General features: G+C 44.6%; 17 protein-coding genes and 1 riboswitch. Of the genes, 15 read left to right on the top strand and 2 right to left on the bottom strand.

The window, feature by feature from the left end; genetic code table 11:
* The first annotated feature begins 90 nt into the window (after window positions 1–90).
* From TRNA_RS33680 to TRNA_RS33635, 10 genes are all read left to right on the top strand, one after another.
* Window positions 91–813: a response regulator transcription factor gene (locus TRNA_RS33680; RefSeq protein ID WP_003183084.1), complete on the top strand. Its 723-nt coding sequence runs from the start codon at window positions 91–93 to the stop codon at window positions 811–813.
* Window positions 810–2,591 (top strand): ATP-binding protein, encoded by a 1,782-nt coding sequence (locus TRNA_RS33675; protein WP_003183082.1) that lies wholly within the window; start codon window positions 810–812, stop codon window positions 2,589–2,591. The genes TRNA_RS33680 and TRNA_RS33675 overlap by 4 nt, the downstream gene beginning before the upstream one ends.
* A gap of 452 nt (window positions 2,592–3,043) precedes the next feature.
* Window positions 3,044–3,745, top strand: coding sequence for a response regulator transcription factor (locus TRNA_RS33670; RefSeq protein ID WP_003183080.1), 702 nt, complete (start codon window positions 3,044–3,046; stop codon window positions 3,743–3,745).
* A gap of 3 nt (window positions 3,746–3,748) precedes the next feature.
* Window positions 3,749–5,200 (top strand): HAMP domain-containing sensor histidine kinase, encoded by a 1,452-nt coding sequence (locus tag TRNA_RS33665; RefSeq protein WP_003183078.1) that lies wholly within the window; start codon window positions 3,749–3,751, stop codon window positions 5,198–5,200.
* On the top strand, window positions 5,197–6,330 hold the full coding sequence (locus TRNA_RS33660) for a WD40 repeat domain-containing protein (protein WP_009327978.1): 1,134 nt from the start codon (window positions 5,197–5,199) through the stop codon (window positions 6,328–6,330). Before TRNA_RS33665 ends, TRNA_RS33660 begins: the two co-directional genes overlap by 4 nt.
* Before the next feature lie 331 nt (window positions 6,331–6,661).
* Window positions 6,662–7,492 carry a polysaccharide deacetylase family protein gene (locus tag TRNA_RS33655; RefSeq protein WP_003183075.1) on the top strand — a complete coding sequence of 277 codons (831 nt, stop codon included), beginning with the start codon at window positions 6,662–6,664 and terminating at the stop codon, window positions 7,490–7,492.
* 34 nt (window positions 7,493–7,526) lie between these two features.
* Complete coding sequence (locus TRNA_RS33650) at window positions 7,527–8,441, top strand: LCP family protein (RefSeq protein WP_009327981.1); 915 nt, start codon at window positions 7,527–7,529, stop codon at window positions 8,439–8,441.
* A gap of 274 nt (window positions 8,442–8,715) precedes the next feature.
* Entirely contained in the window at window positions 8,716–9,300 is a 585-nt protein-coding gene (sigX, locus tag TRNA_RS33645; protein ID WP_003183073.1) for an RNA polymerase sigma factor SigX, read from the top strand.
* A complete protein-coding gene (locus TRNA_RS33640) occupies window positions 9,236–10,342 on the top strand; it encodes a GerMN domain-containing protein (RefSeq protein WP_009327984.1) in 1,107 nt (368 codons plus the stop codon). The genes sigX and TRNA_RS33640 overlap by 65 nt, the downstream gene beginning before the upstream one ends.
* Before the next feature lie 124 nt (window positions 10,343–10,466).
* A complete protein-coding gene (locus TRNA_RS33635) occupies window positions 10,467–11,291 on the top strand; it encodes a M23 family metallopeptidase (protein WP_011198079.1) in 825 nt (274 codons plus the stop codon).
* Window positions 11,292–11,340: 49 nt separating this feature from the next.
* Here TRNA_RS33635 and serA read toward each other — a convergent pair whose 3' ends face one another.
* Entirely contained in the window at window positions 11,341–12,918 is a 1,578-nt protein-coding gene (serA, locus tag TRNA_RS33630; RefSeq protein ID WP_009327988.1) for a phosphoglycerate dehydrogenase, read from the bottom strand.
* 253 nt (window positions 12,919–13,171) lie between these two features.
* A riboswitch (FMN riboswitch) is annotated at window positions 13,172–13,305 on the top strand.
* A 155-nt stretch (window positions 13,306–13,460) separates the two neighbouring features.
* Here serA and TRNA_RS33625 point away from each other — a divergent pair.
* A complete protein-coding gene (locus TRNA_RS33625; protein ID WP_003183066.1) occupies window positions 13,461–14,039 on the top strand; it encodes an ECF transporter S component in 579 nt (192 codons plus the stop codon).
* A gap of 153 nt (window positions 14,040–14,192) precedes the next feature.
* Here the strand turns inward: TRNA_RS33625 and TRNA_RS33620 are convergent, their stop codons facing one another.
* A complete protein-coding gene (locus TRNA_RS33620) occupies window positions 14,193–14,441 on the bottom strand; it encodes a ferredoxin (protein ID WP_003183064.1) in 249 nt (82 codons plus the stop codon).
* 263 nt (window positions 14,442–14,704) lie between these two features.
* Between TRNA_RS33620 and TRNA_RS33615 the strand changes: the two genes are divergently transcribed.
* From TRNA_RS33615 to TRNA_RS33600, 4 genes are read left to right on the top strand one after another with little or no spacing between them, the layout of a single operon-like run.
* Window positions 14,705–15,763: a helix-turn-helix domain-containing protein gene (locus TRNA_RS33615; protein ID WP_003183062.1), complete on the top strand. Its 1,059-nt coding sequence runs from the start codon at window positions 14,705–14,707 to the stop codon at window positions 15,761–15,763.
* Window positions 15,756–17,252, top strand: coding sequence for a RecQ family ATP-dependent DNA helicase (locus tag TRNA_RS33610; protein WP_003183060.1), 1,497 nt, complete (start codon window positions 15,756–15,758; stop codon window positions 17,250–17,252). Before TRNA_RS33615 ends, TRNA_RS33610 begins: the two co-directional genes overlap by 8 nt.
* Window positions 17,246–17,890: a CPBP family intramembrane glutamic endopeptidase gene (locus TRNA_RS33605; protein WP_003183057.1), complete on the top strand. Its 645-nt coding sequence runs from the start codon at window positions 17,246–17,248 to the stop codon at window positions 17,888–17,890. Before TRNA_RS33610 ends, TRNA_RS33605 begins: the two co-directional genes overlap by 7 nt.
* A gap of 1 nt (window position 17,891) precedes the next feature.
* Window positions 17,892–18,611 carry a LysM peptidoglycan-binding domain-containing protein gene (locus tag TRNA_RS33600; RefSeq protein WP_003183055.1) on the top strand — a complete coding sequence of 240 codons (720 nt, stop codon included), beginning with the start codon at window positions 17,892–17,894 and terminating at the stop codon, window positions 18,609–18,611.
* Window positions 18,612–18,625: the final 14 nt, after the last annotated feature.

Below are 18,625 nucleotides of genomic sequence, written 5' to 3'. Positions count from 1 at the left end.
TTTTAAATTGAGGAAAGGCATTCTTGGCTTGGCTTACAATCGCTTTTCTAATAAAATGAATGTAAGAAGATTCAAATCAGGAGGTTTACGATGGAACAGACGAAAGAGACAAAAATATTAGTAGTAGATGATGAGGCAAGAATCAGACGACTTTTAAAAATGTACCTTGAAAGGGAAAACTACAAGATCGAAGAAGCCGAGAATGGCGATGAAGCCATCGACAAAGCCCTCGGCAACGATTACGATTTAATCCTGCTCGATTTGATGATGCCGGGAACCGACGGCATTGAAGTATGCCGCCAAGTACGCGATAAAAAAGCCACTCCGATCATCATGCTGACGGCGAAAGGCGAAGAAGCGAACCGGGTGCAGGGCTTTGAAGTCGGAACCGATGACTACATTGTGAAACCTTTCAGTCCGAGGGAAGTGGTGCTGAGAGTCAAGGCGCTCCTAAGAAGATCATCGCAAACCTCTTACCTGAATACGGATACAACGGCAAAAAATGTGCTTGTTTTTTCTCACTTATCCATTGATCACGATGCTCACAGAGTCATGGCGGACGGAACGGAAGTCAGCCTGACGCCGAAAGAATACGAACTGCTTTACTTTCTGGCCAAAACTCCTGATAAAGTATACGATCGTGAAAAGCTGCTGAAGGAAGTATGGCAATACGAGTTTTTCGGCGACTTGAGAACGGTCGATACCCATGTTAAACGTTTACGTGAAAAATTGAACAAAGTCTCGCCGAAAGCTGCGAAAAAAATCGTAACAGTATGGGGCGTCGGGTATAAATTTGAGGTCGGAAACGAATGAAGTTTTGGAAGAGCGTAGTCGGTAAACTGTGGTTTACCATACTGCTTTTGGTTTCATTTGTCTTATTTATCCTTACGTTCTTTCTGCTCGAGTTTATTGAAAACTACCATGTAGATGAAGCGGAAGCTGATTTGACAAAGCTCGCCAGCAAGGTGGCCGTCATCATGGAAAACCATAAAGACCAGGAGACAGCCAGATCGATTACATGGGAGCTTGCCGATGAACTGACGAGCATCGCCGTCATCAAAAATGAGAATGAATATTGGTATTCACCGCGGGAACATCAAAAAGTGGCTTCCATCACATTAAAAGATATTAAAAACGATCCAGATCTGAACGAAGCGCTTCGCAAGCATCAAAAAGTGCAGAAGAGGACGGTTATCTCCAATCAAAAGAACGATCAGCTGATTGTCGGCGTACCCTACGGGAAAGGCGAAGATGAAGGCATGGTGTTTCTTTCTCAATCGCTTCTTGCCGTCAAGGATACGACACAGCATACGACGAGGTATATCCTCTTTGCCGCTGCGATTGCGATTGTGTTAACGACGATTTTCGCTTTCTTCCTCTCAAGCCGGATTACCTACCCGCTCAGAAAAATGCGGCAGGGTGCCCAGGACTTGGCGAAAGGGAAGTTTGATACGAAGATTCCGATTCTGACCCAGGATGAAATCGGCGAGCTGGCGATTGCCTTTAACCAAATGGGGCGCCAGCTGAAGTTTCACATTACGGCACTCAATCAGGAAAAGGAGCATTTGTCGAATATCTTAAGCAGTATGGCCGACGGCGTGATCACCATTAATATCGACGGGACAATCCTTGTGACAAACCCTCCGGCTGAACGCTTTTTACAGGCTTGGTATTATGAGCAGAACATGAATGTAAAAGAAGGCCATGAACTGCCTCCCGAAGCGCGAGAGCTTTTTCAAAACACCGTCAGCACGGAGAAAGAGCAGATGATTGAAATGACCCTGCAAGGCAGAACATGGGTGCTGCTCATGAGTCCGCTGTACAATCAGTCCCATGTACGCGGAGCGGTTGCCGTGTTGAGGGATATGACGGAGGAAAGACGGCTTGATAAGCTGAGAAAAGATTTTATCGCCAATGTCAGCCATGAGCTGAGAACACCGATTTCGATGCTTCAAGGGTACAGTGAAGCGATCGTTGACGACATCGCAAGCTCTGAGGAAGAAAAAAAGGAAATCGCCCAGGTCATCTATGACGAGTCTTTAAGAATGGGAAGGCTTGTGAATGATTTGCTGGACCTTGCCAGAATGGAGGCGGGGCATATTTCCTTAAACGTTGAACCGGTGGAGCTCCGCGAGTTTTTTGAGAGAGTGTTCAGAAAGTTTTACGGAGTGGCCGGGGACAAAAATATTACGCTTTCTCACAATCTTGATCTGCATGAAGCAAAATTTGTGTTTGATCCGGACAAAATGGAGCAGGTTTTAACCAACCTGATTGACAACGCGATCCGCCATACAAATGCCGGGGGCACCGTTCATGTCGATGTGCAGTCTGCTGAAAGCGGGCTGAAGATTGCCGTGAAAGACTCCGGCAGCGGGATTCCCGAAGAGGATCTGCCGTTTATTTTTGAACGTTTTTATAAGGCCGATAAAGCAAGGACGAGAGGAAAAGGCGGGACTGGCCTCGGGCTTGCGATCGTCAAAAACATCGTCGATGCACACAACGGATCGATCACCGTCCACAGCATGCTGAACGAAGGTACTTCCTTCACGTTCTACATTCCAAGAAATAAGCAGGATGATGGCCAAATTTGACGAAGAATCTTGTTCCATACGAAACAAAGAGCACCTGTTCATACAGAACAGGTGCTCAGTTATTTGAGGGCAAAATGTATCCAATTTGTAAAATTTCTGTATATCCTGAAACGTTTATGCCTTTGTAGCCGATAAAAGAGTGAGAATTTCAGGAAGACAGATGAGCGTCTAAGAGGAGATGAAAGAAGAATTTAGGACAACCGCAAACTTTATCATAGTGAAAACCGCATATGGAAATGGCCGCTCCCGTTCTGGTAATCTATACAAGGCGGTTCGCTTTTTACTGCACACACTAAAGTCCGCCAGCCATTCCCAATAAGAGTGGGATGACTGAAGGGCTGTCAAATGAAGACTTTGGTTTGGATTTATGTATAATCTCTATAGAAGGATGCGAGAAACAAAAGAGATTTTTTAGATAAAATAAGCATGAAACAGGGAATGAGTGATGACTGATGGAAAAAACAAAAATACTGATTATTGAAGATGATGAAGCAATTGCTGATTTGCTTTCATACGGGCTGACGTCCGAAGGCTTTGAAACGTGCACGGTCAATAACGGTTCTTCAGGAATGAGGAAACTAGATCAGTTCAAACCTGACCTTCTGCTCCTCGATTGGATGCTGCCGGACTGCAGCGGATTGGATATTTGCAAAAAAGTGACCGAAAGCTGTAATATTCCAATACTGATGATTACCGCAAAATCAGATATCACGGATAAAATACTGGGGTTGGAATTCGGGGCCGATGACTATATTACAAAGCCGTTTGATCTGCGCGAAGTTGTCGCGAGAATACGCACGATCCTTCGGCGTCTGGAACAAGCCCATCATGTGAACGAACGGGAAACGGAAAAAGTGGATGAGATCCGGTTTAAAAATATTGTGATCGTTCCGGGCGAAAGACTGGTGAAAAAAGACGGGGCAGCCGTCGAATTAACTCCTAAAGAATATGATCTGCTAATGACTTTGGTTGACCATCGGGGAAAAGTTTTTACCCGTTCAGAGCTTTTGGAATTCATCTGGGGATACGATTTTTTCGGTGACACCCGTACAGTCGATACCCATATTCAAAGACTCCGCAAAAAGCTTGATGCAAGCGACTTGATTAAAACAGTGTTCGGCATCGGATATAAATTCGAGAAGCAGGAGGAGTAGAGAGTGTTACGGACCATCAAGGGCAAGTTTATTGTTGGCTTTTTTCTGATTTTTTCTCTCTCTTTCCTTGTGCTCAATCACACGGTTAAGAACGTCATTTGGTCGAGTAACGAAAAAATTGTAACATCGGATTTAGTCGAACTGAAAAAAAACAGTACCGTCTATGTAAACCAAGCATTTTTAATCAATCACTATAAAAACAATGAACTTTATTTCGGTGATATGGCCGATGAAATGGTAGATAATTTAAATCACTCCACAGGAAGCAATGTCGGTGTTTATACAGTAGATGGCGCATTGTTGTCTTCTTCTGATCAGAAGGTGTTTTCCAGAGGGAGTGATGAAGATCTTCAACAGGCGATCAAAGGAAAGACTGCCTATCATATCACCTATAACCGGAATAAAGCAAAAGTGTTTTTCTCATATCCGGTTGTCATTGAAGGCACAAAAGTAGGCATATTACGCTTTTCGAAAAATTTCGACCTGCTGTATAAGCAGAGCGGAGAGATTCTGGATATTGTTTTTTATATCGCGCTTGCAATATTTGTGGCGGCGTTCCTTTTCTCCTATATCCTGTCCAGACATATCACGATTCCGCTCGTCAAGCTGACAGATGCCACCTCACAAGTCAAGAAGGGTAAGCTGGATATGGATATCCACTTTAATAGAAAAGATGAGATTGGCCAGCTTGCCGTCAACTTTAACGATATGATCAGCAGGATTCGGGAACAAATTTTAACCATCGAAAGGGATCGCGACCGTCTAAAAGAACTTAACGAACAAGAAAAACGGTTTTTTGATAATATGACGCATGAGCTGAAAACACCTCTGACTTCCATCCAAGGATATGCTGAGATCATAAAAGATAAAGGGGAAGCGGACCGGAAATTTTTTGATAAAGGAATGAACCACATTGTCGAAGAAAGCCGGCGCCTGCATAATTTGGTGATCAAGCTTCTTGAAGTATCCCGGGAAACGTCCAAGAGTGCTCAATTTGACAGGATCGACGCAGGCGAAATTTTAAAAGATGTTTGCGAGTCGATGAAATTTCGGGCAGAACGGTATAAGAAAAGGATCACCTGTGACATTGAAGATGGCCTGTACGTTCTTGGTGAGGTGAGCAGGCTGCGCCAGCTTTTTATCAATCTGCTGGACAACGCCATCAAATACAGCTTATCTCATTCGGAAATCATCATTAAGGCCGAAATCGTTGGAGAAAACATTCTTTTTACATTCAAGAATCCAAGCGATCCATTGGAAAATGACCAACACACCAAAATGTTCCAACCTTTTTATTCAGTCAATCAGAAGATTAAGGAAGAAGGAAGTGTAGGTTTGGGATTAAGCATTGTGAAAACAATTGTTGACGAACACGGAGGAACAATCGAGATGTTCTACAAAGAAAACCACACAGTGATTCAAGTTGAATTAGCTTACGCAAAGGTTGAGAAATGATGAAAAACAAACCGTTTATTATATGGGCAGGAGTGCTGCTGTTTCTGATCATTATCGTGTCCAGTTATAATGTCGGAAAAAGATCGGAAACGATTATTATCCCAAGCGGGGAAGAAAATCATATCTATGACCAGAAGACCCGCCCTTTTCAAGTCAATACGATCTATCGTCTTCCAAAAGTCGGGCAGCTGCTCGGGTGGTCTTCACCGGATTCCGTTGTCGGTTTTTTCAAGGGAGAAGGGACATCCGAACGTACAGCGCACAGTCTTCAGCGCCTTTCCTCCCCCTATGAAAAAGCTGAAATCGTAAAAGGCATTGAAAGCAACACGTCCAACCTAAAAATGTCTCCAGACGGAAAGCGTATCGCCGGAGTCACTTTGTCATTAAGTAAGGCATCAATGCAGCTGTTTTCGCCGGCGAGCGGGAAAAAAACAGAAATCGCCAGCACCTCCGCCAGCAGTGAGGTCTATGTCCAAGATGTTTCATGGTCAAATAATAGCAGATACGTTTGCTATCTTGTTTTAGATGTCGGGCAGGGGGATGAGACCGGCCTTCGTGTTTATGATACGGCTTCCGGAACGCTTAAAACGTATTCATTGAATGATTTTGCGGAGAAGGATTCGCTTACCGGAGTTAACATCTCCGATAATGGACGAGATTTGCTGTTTACCGTGTTGCAGCGTTCCGACGAGTACGGGATCAGAATGGGAACCATTGACGGCAGCCGCATTAAAATCGAGGACAAGCGTCTGGACAGCCGCGGCGGGCCTGTTTGGTTAAACAATGATCAATTTGTATTCCTGGACACCGGGGAAACCCTGTGCGAATATGATCGCAGAAACGGAGAGCTTTCTGCTCTGCTCGATAAAGTAACTGTTTTTAAATTCTCAAACGACTTTAAGAAAATCGCTTACTCTTTAAAGGATGAAGACAATATCTATGCAGGTAAGCTTCAGGGGAAAAATATCCTCTATGAAGAACCGATATACCACGGCACCATCCCTTCGGAAATATTTTGGAGTCCGGACGGCAACAGCCTGCTTGTTAACGCTCAATACCAGTACCCTGCCATGGAGAGTGCATCCGTGCGATTTTTAGAAGAGCAAGCTTATATCATCACATTTAAATAATTGTTCGTTCTCCACTTTAATATCAGGCAAAAAAACCTTATTTCGGCATTTAACCGAAATAAGGTTTTTCTTTTGTAAAGACTTCTTTCACTTTTTTTGCAGGGTAATTAGCCTGATTATCATTCCTCAAAAAATGATGTTTTTCTTCTTTTTGTGACATTTTGTTTACAAGTTGGTCGAACTTCTGCGATATCTTCCTCTTATATTTAAAGAGCATCCTTCTTATAGAACTTTGTCTTCAAAAATAGCAGCTTAAAAAATTGTCACTTGTGAGTGACGAGTTTAAAAGAAACCTAGTGATTGTTAATTAAAGTCTAAGGAGTTGGAAAAAGTGTCAAATTCACCAAAAGAAGATCATAAATTGAGCGCACTAGGAAAATTAGTGCTAGGTATGTTGATTGTATTCGGTGTGACTTTGTTATGCATTTCTTGGAATGCGCTTGCCGGCCCAAAGCAGGAACCGATAAAAGAAAATTCCGCGGCTTCAGCATCGGTGCCGGGAGGCAAACATAAAGCAGAGAAAAAAGAAAGTAAGCAAACAGCGCCGGAAATCGGAAAGGTCGTCTATTTGTCATTTGATGACGGTCCGAATCCTGCGGCTTCAGATAAAATCTTAAGTTTGCTCGATAAGTATCATGCGAAAGCTACATTTTTCATGTTAAAACCGAATATTGAACAAAATCCCGATATTGTGAAGAAAATGGTTGAAAACGGCCATTCTGTCGGCTCTCACGGAGTGACGCATCAAGTATCGAAAATCTATAAATCTCCTGAAAGCTTCGCGGCAGAAATGAATGATACGCTTAAAGCCATCAAAGAAACGACCAACGTTGACACACATTTGATCAGATCGCCTTACGGATCAAAGCCCTATATCACCGGTCCATTTCAAGAAGTAATTAAGCGCGACCATTTTAACCTTTGGGACTGGACTGTTGATTCAGAGGACTGGAAATCTGCAAATACAAACGGTCAATTCGTGAATAATGTGATTCAGCAAGTCAATAACCTTTCCGGTGTTGAGCCGCTAGTTGTATTGATGCATGAAAAACCGACAACTGCGGCCCATTTAGAGAAACTATTGAAATACTTCCAAGAAAACGGATATGAAATGAAGCCCATTCATGATTCGATAAAACCGGTTCATTTCAGATGGAATTAAAAAATATGAGATGCATCAACAAGGAAGGGATACTATGGTAAAAATGAGAAAAGGAAAACTAAAGATGAAAAATGTGATATTGTTTGTCCTCGCGCTAGTGATAACGATCGGCAGTGTGGTGTCATACGGGATTTACCGTACAGTCGCCAAATCAATAAATGGAATGTACGAACCTCTTCATCGGGATGCCGAGCAGAAGGATACTGCTCCGCACGATCCTATATCCATTCTTTTATTGGGGATAGATGAGCGCCCCGGTGATAAAGGACGCCCGGATTCTATGATTGTAATGACTGTTAACCCGAAGACAAAGAAAACGACAATGACCAGTATTCCGCGTGATACAAGGGTGTTTATCAAATCAAAAAATAAATTTTCGAAAATGAATTCGGCTTATACGTATGGCGGAATTGAAGGAACCGTTGAAACTGTAGAACAATTTTTGAACATTCCAATCAATTATTATATCAAAATCAATATGGATGGGTTTAAAGATATAGTAGATGCGATTGGCGGCGTAACGGTGGATAATCGGATTGATTTCACCCTTGAAGGCGTGCATCTGTCAAAAGGGAAGCAGCATCTTGACGGCAAAACAGCATTGACATATGCCCGGATGAGAAAAGACGATCCCCGCGGTGATTTTGGGCGTCAAGAGCGTCAGCGTGAGATTATCAACGAAATTATTCATGAAGGTGCACAATTAAAATCATTAACAAACTATCAGGAGATTTTGGCAGCATTAGAAAAAAACATCAAAACAAACTTAACACTGGACAAGATGATCGATATTCAAAGTTCTTATAAAGAAGCTGCTAAAGATATTAAGCAGGTAGAAATTGAAGGTGAAGACAAAAAAGTTGACAGCTTATGGTATCACCTAGTGACTGACGAAAAGAGAATGGAGATTTCCAAAAAGCTTCGCCAACAATTGGACTTAAAGTCATAAACGGATTGAAATCAGTTCATTTCAGCGGATCCGCAACGCTCCGGTCAGGAGAACGAAAGCCTTGTAAGGGCACAGCTTAGTGAAAATGTGGGCTCCTATAACCTTGGCACCTGTTCATTTAGAACGGGTGCTTTTGTGCTTGTTAAGTTAAAATTAAGCTTAACTTTCGCAAAACCCCCTTTCCATTTTCATATGTTCGTAATATAGTTGTAATAGTTGTAATGTAACCTTTTAAGATTGACAAACGACAATAAATTGAACGGAGGGGTTTCAGGTGGAAGAAACCTTTCAGAAAATATATGATCAGTATCATCAGGATTTATTTCAGTTTTTATTTTATATGGTAAAAGACAAAAATCAGGCGGAAGACTTAGTTCAGGAAGTATACATCCGCGTCCTGCATTCTTACGAAACATTTGAAGGCAGGAGCAGCGAAAAAACCTGGCTTCTTTCGATTGCGCGGCACGTTGCGATCGACTGGTTCAGAAAGCAGCAGACGATCCGCCAGCGGATTTTGGGGACGTTTGACTGGGAGAAACAAGATGTAAAAGACCGCAAGCCTCTGCCTGAGGACATCGTGATGCAAAATGAAAACCTAAAGGAAATTTTCGAGGCCCTAGACAAGTGTACGCTTGACCAAAGATCAGTTATCGTCTTGCGTTTTATTCAAGGATATTCGATCAGTGAAACAGCAAAAGCCTTGAATTTTTCCGAAAGCAAGGTAAAAACCACTCAGCACCGCGGTCTGAAAGTGCTTCGTAAACAGATGGAGCTTTTGAAGGAGGATCCAAAGAATGAAGAAGTCAGAATGGAACGAAGAACGGCTGAAGGCGTTACTAAGCCAACTTCCAACGGTTAAGGATAATCGTTCGGCAAATCAGATCTATCAAAAGCTGATTCTCGCACCAAAGCGTAAATCACCGAAAAAACGGGTCGGCGCATTTGCTGCTACAGTTTTGGTTCTCTTTCTTCTGATGCTGATCACTCCCCAGTTAATCGAACAGATCAGATCTCAAAACAGCGCCGACGCCAACATTTCTTCTGACGGAAAATTGGTGCAGACGGAGGCTGATGCTGCCAAGTCTGAACCTGCAAATACGTTTGTCGTCTCACAGAATCAAAAAGACGACTATATCACCTTCGCTTTCCTTGACGAGTCCAAGTCTGTCGTTGTCCCGGTAAGCCTCGAGAAAAGCACTGGCATGACAAATCTTGAAGATGCGCTTCACGCTTACAGCCGGCTTGGAGTGGACCAGTTTACATCATTTGACACAGCTTACCTTGATAAGGTGAAGTTCAAAGAGCAGAAAAACAATAAAAAACTGAAGATTCAAGTTGATGAGAAAATACCGGAGCTATCAGTCGAAGATTTCGAACGGCTGAAAAATGTGATCAACGAAACCTTTAAATGGGGATCGTATGATTCTGTTCTGTTTATTTCCAATGATAAATCGGGTGTTGAATTTGAAACATTCGGAATGCTCGCCGATATGGCGATTATGCACCAGACGCAAAAATGCTACTATTTATATGAAAGCTCAGACGGGCGCCGGTTCCTTGCACCTTCAAGCGAATCTTACGAATCGGTGCAGGAAGCGATTAAGATGATGAAAAACGAAGAAAGCGGCACTCATTTAAAACCCATTTTATCCGATGATACGCCGATTGAAGATATTCAAAAGAATGGAAAAGAACTGATCATTCAATTTTCTTCCTCCGCGAATATTGAAAATAAACCCGAAGATGTCTTGATGGTGGAAGGCCTTCTATTGACCGCGAAAGATTTCGGCTTCACAAAAGTGAAATTTAAAAACGCATCCATAACCAAGGTCGGCGCCTATGACCTGTCGAAATCTGTACAGGTTCCGTACGCACCGAATCCGATGACGATAGAAAACTAAAAGACTCCCTGTGCGGAGTCTTTTTTTAATGTATAAATTGTATTGATTTGGAAGTATACTAAGCTGTCTCCGAATAGGGGGCAATTTTACCGAAGATGCATGTAATAGGAGGATATGGAAAACCTTGAAGAAACTCAGACATCAAAACTTCCTGTTCGCGATCGCATGGCTTTCGGGATTGGCGCTTTTCGTCAATGCCCCGGGGTCGGAAGCCTCAGAGTGGATTGAACCGATTAAAGGAGAGATCACAGATCAATTCGGTACGAGAGGCGGAAAGCATAAGGGGCTTGACATCGCTGCTCCCGAAGGGGAAGCAGTAGCGGCAGCCGCAGACGGAACGATAAGCAAATCGTATCAATCCGACTCCTACGGCCAAGTGATATTTATTAAACATGACAACGGATATGAAACCGTTTATGCCCACTTAAGCAAACGCCTGAAAAAGGAAAAGGAGCGGGTGAAAAAAGGCGAGCAAATCGGAATCATCGGCATTACGGGAATATCGACCGGAACCCACCTGCATTTTGAAATGCATCACGGTTCATGGACTGAAGATAAAAGATATGCAATCAATCCGCTGACGGTGCTTCGTGAGGAGGCGTTCCGGCAAAATTCTATCCACGTTCATCAAAACGCCGGGACAATGAGCGGTGCGGTGACCGTTCAAAAAGGGGACACGCTCTGGAGAATCAGCAAGGATAGCGGTATATCCATCGAGGAGATCATGAGAATAAACGGGTTGAAACATTCAAATCTCAAGGCCGGCCAAACACTCCGCCTTCATGACGATGAATCGAAGACCGGTACATATGTAGTGCGGAAAGGGGATACGCTTCATCATATCGCCGAAAAAATGGGCGTAACTGTACAGCGCCTCAAAGAATGGAACGATTTGAAAGGAGAGCGGATTTATCCCCGCCAGATGCTTGAGATCAGGGAGAATTCCTAAAAAAAAACGGAACCTGAAAGGAATTCTTTTCAGGTTCCGCAGCTTCTGTTTAAGGAAGGTCGATGGCTTTAACAGACACGATATCCGGGATGTTTTTCAGCTCAGCTAAAATATCGTCCTCAAGGTGGCGGTCAAAGGAAAGCATCATGATCGCTTCTCCGCCTTTTTCTTTTCGGCCTACCTGCATAGTGGCGATATTGATGTCATGGTCTCCTAAAATTCGTCCGACATGGCCGATAGCCCCTGGTTTATCCTGGTGGTGAATGTAGACAAGGTGTCCAGCCGGATAAAAATCAATATCAAAGCCGTTTAAGGCAACGATGCGTCCGCCGAAGTGCGGAATGTACGTCGCTCTTAAAGAGAATGTTGTTACATCTCCCGTGACAGTCACAGAGATGCAGTTTTCATAGCCTGACTCATTGGAAGAAATTTTTTCGCTGAAGCTGATGCCGCGCTCTTTCGCAACGGTGCCGGCATTCACTTCGTTAACGGTAGCCGCGACCCTCGGCTTCAGAAATCCGGCCAAAAGGCTTTTCGTAATAAATGACGTTTCAAGTTTGGCGATGGAGCCTTCATATTGGATGGCTACATCTTGAACAGGCTCATTCATGCACTGAGACACAAGGTTTCCGATCGTATTGGCAAACTGATGATAAGGCTGGATTTTTTCGAATGAATCCTTTGTCATGGCCGGAAGGTTGATCGCGGACATCACAGGGTTTCCTTGCGCATACTGAAGGACTTCTTCGGACACTTGTGCAGCGACATTCAGCTGGGCTTCTTTTGTTGAGGCGCCCAAGTGAGGAGTCGCGACTACAAGCGGATGATCGATCAGTTTTGAATCGACCGGAGGCTCGACTTCGAATACATCCAAGGCAGCGCCAGCGACATGTCCGCTTTCCAGAGCTTCCAAAAGCGCTGCTTCATCGATGATGCCGCCTCTTGCACAGTTAACGAGACGAACGCCTTTTTTCGTTTTTGCGATGGTTTCTTTGTTCAAAAGTCCCTTCGTTTCTTTCGTGAGCGGGGTATGAACCGTAATGATGTCGGCGCATGCCAGAACTTCTTCAAAGCTGTTCGCGTTAACGCCGAGCTTGCTTGCCCTTTCTTGGGTCAGGAACGGGTCAAATACATGAACGGTCATACCGAATGCTTTTGCGCGGCTCGCGATTTCGCTTCCGATGCGGCCCATTCCGATGATGCCGAGCGTTTTTCCGTAAAGCTCTGAACCGACGTAAGCCGAACGATTCCACTCCCTTGATTTCACGGAGATGTTTGCCTGCGGAATATGTCTCATTAACGCTGAAAACATTGCAAAGGTATGTTCAGCGGTTGAAATTGTATTCCCGTTTGGCGCGTTTACGACGATAACACCGTGTTTTGTCGCCTCGTCAATATCGATATTGTCGACGCCGACACCTGCTCTGGCGACGATTTTCAGCGAAGTCATCTTTTTAAACAGCTCTTCGGTTACCTTCGTGGCGCTCCGCACCAAGAGCGCGTCAAACGTATGAAGCTCGTCTTCCGCTTCCGCAACATTCTTTTCTACAATTTCAATAAAATCTGCTTCCATTAATGGTTTGAGGCCGTCGCTGGACATTTTATCTGAGACCAATACTCGAAACATGTAAGATTTCCTCCTAAATAAGCGTCATAAATATCTGATAATTTACCATATTCCATAAAGAGTGTCAATGAGTTTCACGCGGAAAGACGAAAATTAAAAATGAAATAACTGTGAATGTGCGGTTTTTAGTATGCGGAAAAAGTGAGTTTACCGAAATATCGTGCAGGATGTCCCAAAACAGCGCAATAAGCTTTGCACCTGTACATTTTTTCACAATTAATTTATAATAATATCAGTATTAAAAATAAATAAGATCAATCTTCGGGGCAGGGTGAAATTCCCTACCGGCGGTGATGAGCAAGCGCTCTAAGCCCGCGAGCCTTTTTATGGGCAGGATTCGGTGCGATTCCGAAGCCGACAGTATAGTCTGGATGGGAGAAGATGGAGGTTCCGCGCGTTTTGAAATGAACATTTTCAAACGTTTATTTGACCTGTCTGTAAAACAGCCCCGCTTTTTCAATAAAGCGGGTTTTTTGTTTAGGACAGGGGAAAGAACCATTCCTCTTTTCGTGAGATGTGATCGAAAAGGAGAGAGTGACAAAATGAAACACAACAAGGTGAGACGTCTCGTCTCTATCAGCATGCTGAGCAGCATCGCATTTATTTTAATGATGCTGAGCTTTCCGATCCTGGGGGCATTCCCGTATTTAAAAATCGATTTCAGTGATATCCCGGCATTGCTCGCTGTTATTTTGTACGGTCCGGGAGCCGGGATTGCCGTTGAAGCGATCAAAAACGTGCTGAATTACTTTATTGCAGGAAGCGCCTCGGGCGTTCCGATTGATCAGGCGGCTAACTTCATTGCCGGAACATTGTTTATCCTGCCGGCAGCTGTACTGCTGAAAAAATCAAGTTCTGCCAAAGGGTTTGTCACAGCTCTTTTCGCAGGGACGCTTGTGATGGCCGTTTCGATGAGCATTTTAAATTATCTGCTGTTTCTGCCTGCCTACACTTGGTTTTTAAATGCTCCAGCGCTGACTGGAGAGGCGCTCAAGACAACAGTTCTGGCCGGAATCCTGCCTTTTAATTTCATTAAAGGCATCGCTGTGGCCCTCGTGTCCACGCCGATTTTCCTTTCGCTGAAACCGCGGCTGAAGGAAAACGTCCGCATGGCCAAATAAATAAACATGACAATATCGGGTGCATGTTCCCGGATATTGTCAGCTGCAGAAGAAGCCGGATGTCTTTAGCCGGCTTCTTTTTGCTTGTTGGTAAAGCCGTGCTTATCTCATAAAAAAACATCCGGCACTTTGTGCACCGGATGTTTTTTGGCTTTATTCGTGTTTAAGCGGGTCGCCTTCGAACGGCTCATCCGCAACTTTGATCGAATCTGTAGGACAGCCTTCAAACGCGTCCATCATGTCTTCTTCTAAGACGTCAGGGACTTCGACGACACCCTGATTGTCGTCAAGGGTGACAAATGCGATTCCCTCATCGTCGTAATCATAAATATCAGGAGCCGCAGCACCACAAGCTCCGCATGCGATGCACGTATCTTTGTCTACAATTGTATATTTTGGCATGAATAAAAAACCTCCCAGATTGTTCTTCGTTGGAACAAATGGTTTAACCCTCTATCTATCCGATATGAAACCTATTCCCATTCCTTATTGTAATGGTGTTAATCTTACATTTCAACTCAAAAATATTGAGAATGCTTATCACACAAGGGTTCTACTGCTAACATACCCCTTTTATATGAGTTTAAACGTCGATTTCTCCGCAAAATCTGTTAAAATAAAAGGAAGAAATGATCGAATGTTGCCGGAAGATTGCAGGTGATGATATGCCGGTTCATTTTTTTGACGCGATTGTGCTTGACATTCTGTCATCCATGAAGGGTGAGCGTTCTCCAAGCGCGGTCTATCATTTATTAAAAGGAAAAAGGTCGTCACAGACGATACAGGACGCCGGTTTATTTGCCGTTTCAAAATACTTCGGCTTTTGTTCGGCTCTGTCGAGAGAGCAGGTGGCAGCCAGCGTTCAACGATTGAAGCAGGAGTCTTTGGTCAGAGAAAAAGCGGAAAGCGGCGCTTACACCGTCACCGAAAAAGGAGAAGCGGAACTTGCCGGCTTTTTTGCCCTTTATCCGTGGCCCCGCCATTTTCACGGCGGCTATTATCAGGCGGCAGCCAAAGTGATGTGGGCAAGGATGTCGCTTTTGATCCAAGTGCTCTCCAACAAGCTTTACCGCGAACGCGTGTATTTGCCGATCGTAAAAGATTATCAGATTCAGAACTGGGTTAAACAGTATTTAAGAAACCGGAATGCTGCTGAAACAGCGGCCCAGTTTCACCAAGAGCTGAAAGAGAAGCTGTCTGTTTTAAATCATGATGAACAGGCCGCTATTTTTGTTCACTCCCTGACATCCAGAACAAAAGCGGGCTATACATTCAGACAGCTTTCCGAAAAAATGAACCTTGATGAGTGGTACATATATGCACTGTTTTGGGATGTTCTGCACCATTTTATTCAATCCGCCCAAAATGGTGAAAGTCCGCTTTTTCAAACGCTCATTCATGACATTCCTTTGAATGATGGTCTGACACAATCGACGAGAAAAACGCTCTTTCTTATAAAAGAAGGGTATACAATAGACCGGATCGCAAAAATTAGAAAGCTGAAATTGGCGACGATCGAGGATCACATTGTGGAAATCGCCATTCATGATCCGTCTTTTTCCATCGATCAGTACGTGTCGAAAGAGGAACAGAAAATTATTGCCGATTATGCGATAGCGAACCAAACCAATAAAATCAGACAAATTAAAGAGGGACTCGGCGGCCGATACAGTTATTTTAAAATCCGCCTGGCCCTGTCGAAAACGGTGATCAGGAATGGATAAACTTCATCAGGCGCTCCGCAGGTATTTTGGTTATCATGCTTTTAAAAAAGGCCAGGAAACGATCATCAAAAGCGTGCTGGAGGGACGGGACACGGTGGCGATGCTTCCGACAGGAGGCGGGAAATCGCTGTGCTATCAGCTCCCAGGGCTTTTGTTAGACGGCACCGTCCTGATCGTCTCGCCGCTTTTGTCTTTAATGGAAGACCAGGTGCAGCAATTGAAGATGCGCGGAGAGAAGAGAGCTGCCGCCTTGAACAGCGCTTTGACACACCAAGAAAAAAATGACGTATTAAACCGGCTTCACCGCCTCAAATATCTGTACATTTCACCAGAAGCGCTTCAGTCCGGCCAAATGCTGAAAAAGCTTCAATTGCTCAATGTCAGCCTTTTTGTCGTTGATGAAGCCCACTGCATCTCACAATGGGGGCATGATTTCAGGCCTGATTATTCGAAGCTTGGAGACATCAAGGCGCTCCTCGGTCATCCCGTCACTCTGGCGCTTACAGCAACGGCAACCGAAGCGACATTAAAGGACATTTCGGAAATCCTGGGGCTTAAAGCCGCCAATTATTTGATTCATTCGGTCGACCGTCCGAACATTGCGCTTCATATTGAAAAGCTGAGGGATACTGCTGAGAAGACGGAGCGGCTGACAGGGCTGGTTCAAAAGCTGCAAGGTCCTGGCCTTGTTTATTGCCCGACGAGAAAATGGGCTGAAGAACTGGCTGACAAGCTCCGTAAAGAAGCAAACTTGAGAACGGGATTTTATCATGGCGGGATGGAGGCAAGCGACAGGATGCTGATCCAGCAGCAGTTTATCCGCAATCAGCTTGATGTGGTCTGCTGTACAAACGCCTTCGGTATGGGAGTGGACAAGCCGGATATCAGATATGTGATCCACTTTAGCCTCCCGCAGACGATTGAGGCGTATCTGCAGGAAATCGGACGTGCCGGCAGGGATGGAAAGCGGAGCGTCAGCATTTTGCTGAAGGCTCCGGGAGACGAGGAAATCCAGGAGCAGCTGATTCAAATGGAAGCCCTCTCCCAAAGCGATATCGGCTTTTTATACGAAAAGCTTGCAGGAGTGAAAGATGAACGCTGCCGGCGGGAAGCTCTGCAGCTGGCCGGTTTATCGGAAACGCAAGCCCGCCATTTTCTCCATCTTTATGAGAAGGTGCATCATCTGGGCGGCGATGGCCGGGCGGTCATTCAGAGGGAGATGGACAGCCGCAGGCAGCTCAAATTGAAAAAAGCGGCGGGATTCGCCGCCGTCACCGAAACAGAAGGGTGTTTCAGGGAAAGCTTGCTCGCTTATTTTAATGAACAAAAAAAGCCGCCGAAAACGGATGAAACAGCGTGCTGCACATCCTGCGGTTTAAGTCTTGAAGCATACGAAGTCAAAGGAGACCGTCCGTCTATGAACAAATTGACAGCGTGGGAAGAAGAATTGGATACCATATTTGCCGCCAGCTGTGATCGTGTATGCTGAAAAAACAGTCGGAAATCATACGTCGCCTGTCAGACGGGGAAATGCTGAAACAGCTCTATTTTTCCCAGACGCTGATGCTTTTTACCGCATTATTGATGGGCATCTTTTTATTTGATGATGCAGACGCTTTTCTATCGCTTTGGAATCCATCGGACTTGAGCATCCTGAAGTACGGGGCGCCGCTCGCGGCTCTCGTGATCATCGCCGACCTGATGGTGATGAAATGGGCTCCCAAGCATATGTATGACGATGAAGGGATAAATGAAAAGCTCTTTCGTGAACGCTCGTATCCGCATATCGTGATTCTTACCCTTTTCATTGCATTTGCAGAGGAAATATTGTTCAGGGGCGTTATCCAGACGCATTTCGGTCTCTGGGCGGCGAGCATTATTTTCGCGATATTGCATTTTCGTTATTTAAAAAAATGGCTGCTGTTTGTAATGGTGGTGTCCATCAGCTTTTTGCTCGGATTGAGCTTTGAACGGACAGGGAATTTATTTGTTCCTGTCACGGCACATTTTTTGATCGATGTTGTATTTGCGTGCCAGATTCGTTTTCAACACGTAAGGAGGAGTTCACATGACGGAGATGTCAAGAATAGAGAGGAAGAAGAGGGAACAGGAGAAGGCCAGCGCTGAAATGAACCGGGAGGCGGCCGCGGCTGTTGAACTGGAGACACTTGATGAGGAGATTCCTTCCAGACGGACTTATCATAAAAAAAAGAAGTCCAGCAAAAAAAAGAATAAAGACAGAAATCCACTATTCACGTCTCTTGCAGTCATGTTTGTTTTCATTCCGATCATCGTCTTCGTGGTGTTCATGTACATGCTGAATCAAGGAGGCGATACCGACCCTGATCAATATGATAATGTGTTTTATGAAAACAAAGGTGAAACGGGAATGACGAATGAAAATCAAAACGGTGAACAAGAAGCGGATCAAAAGGCGGCTTCGCAGCATACAGCCGCCGCCCTTCAAGAAGAAAAGCTGAAAGAGAGCAAACAGCCGGAAAATAAAGAGGATGAACCGTCCAAAAAAGACGAGCAAAAGCAAAAAGAGCGGCCTAAAGAGGCAAAAAAAGCAGATGAGCAGCCTGTCGCTGCAAAGAAGCCCGCCGCATCGAAGCAGCCTGCGGAACAAGAGAAGAAAACGGCAAACGCGCCTCAAACGCCGCCAGTTCAGCAAGCACCGCAGCCCAAAAAGGTGCTGAAGCACACGGTTGGCGAAAAAGAGACGCTTTTCCGGATTTCGATGAAATATTATAAGAACCGGTCAGGAGAGGAAAAAATCCGCAACTACAATCAATTATCAGGCAACAATGTCTACGCCGGCCAGGTCCTGGATATCCCGATTTATTAACAGTGGCATGATTT

This window comes from Bacillus licheniformis DSM 13 = ATCC 14580 (assembly GCF_000011645.1).
Classification (GTDB): domain Bacteria; phylum Bacillota; class Bacilli; order Bacillales; family Bacillaceae; genus Bacillus; species Bacillus licheniformis.
The sequence above is the reverse complement of the archived record's forward strand: the minus strand, read 5'-3'. Positions and strand labels throughout refer to the sequence as shown.

Excerpts from the sequence above, each read along its gene's own strand:
- serA (WP_009327988.1), bottom strand. The coding sequence starts at position 12,918 with ATGTTTCGAGTATTGGTCTCAGATAAAATGTCCAGCGACGGCCTCAAA.
- TRNA_RS33600 (WP_003183055.1), top strand. The coding sequence starts at position 17,892 with ATGAACCGGGAGGCGGCCGCGGCTGTTGAACTGGAGACACTTGATGAG.
- TRNA_RS33675 (WP_003183082.1), top strand. The coding sequence starts at position 810 with ATGAAGTTTTGGAAGAGCGTAGTCGGTAAACTGTGGTTTACCATACTG.
- TRNA_RS33625 (WP_003183066.1), top strand. The coding sequence starts at position 13,461 with ATGAAACACAACAAGGTGAGACGTCTCGTCTCTATCAGCATGCTGAGC.
- TRNA_RS33615 (WP_003183062.1), top strand. The coding sequence starts at position 14,705 with ATGCCGGTTCATTTTTTTGACGCGATTGTGCTTGACATTCTGTCATCC.
- TRNA_RS33680 (WP_003183084.1), top strand. The coding sequence starts at position 91 with ATGGAACAGACGAAAGAGACAAAAATATTAGTAGTAGATGATGAGGCA.
- TRNA_RS33660 (WP_009327978.1), top strand. The coding sequence starts at position 5,197 with ATGATGAAAAACAAACCGTTTATTATATGGGCAGGAGTGCTGCTGTTT.
- TRNA_RS33640 (WP_009327984.1), top strand. The coding sequence starts at position 9,236 with ATGAAGAAGTCAGAATGGAACGAAGAACGGCTGAAGGCGTTACTAAGC.
- TRNA_RS33605 (WP_003183057.1), top strand. The coding sequence starts at position 17,246 with ATGCTGAAAAAACAGTCGGAAATCATACGTCGCCTGTCAGACGGGGAA.
- TRNA_RS33610 (WP_003183060.1), top strand. The coding sequence starts at position 15,756 with ATGGATAAACTTCATCAGGCGCTCCGCAGGTATTTTGGTTATCATGCT.
- TRNA_RS33620 (WP_003183064.1), bottom strand. The coding sequence starts at position 14,441 with ATGCCAAAATATACAATTGTAGACAAAGATACGTGCATCGCATGCGGA.
- TRNA_RS33650 (WP_009327981.1), top strand. The coding sequence starts at position 7,527 with ATGGTAAAAATGAGAAAAGGAAAACTAAAGATGAAAAATGTGATATTG.
- TRNA_RS33670 (WP_003183080.1), top strand. The coding sequence starts at position 3,044 with ATGGAAAAAACAAAAATACTGATTATTGAAGATGATGAAGCAATTGCT.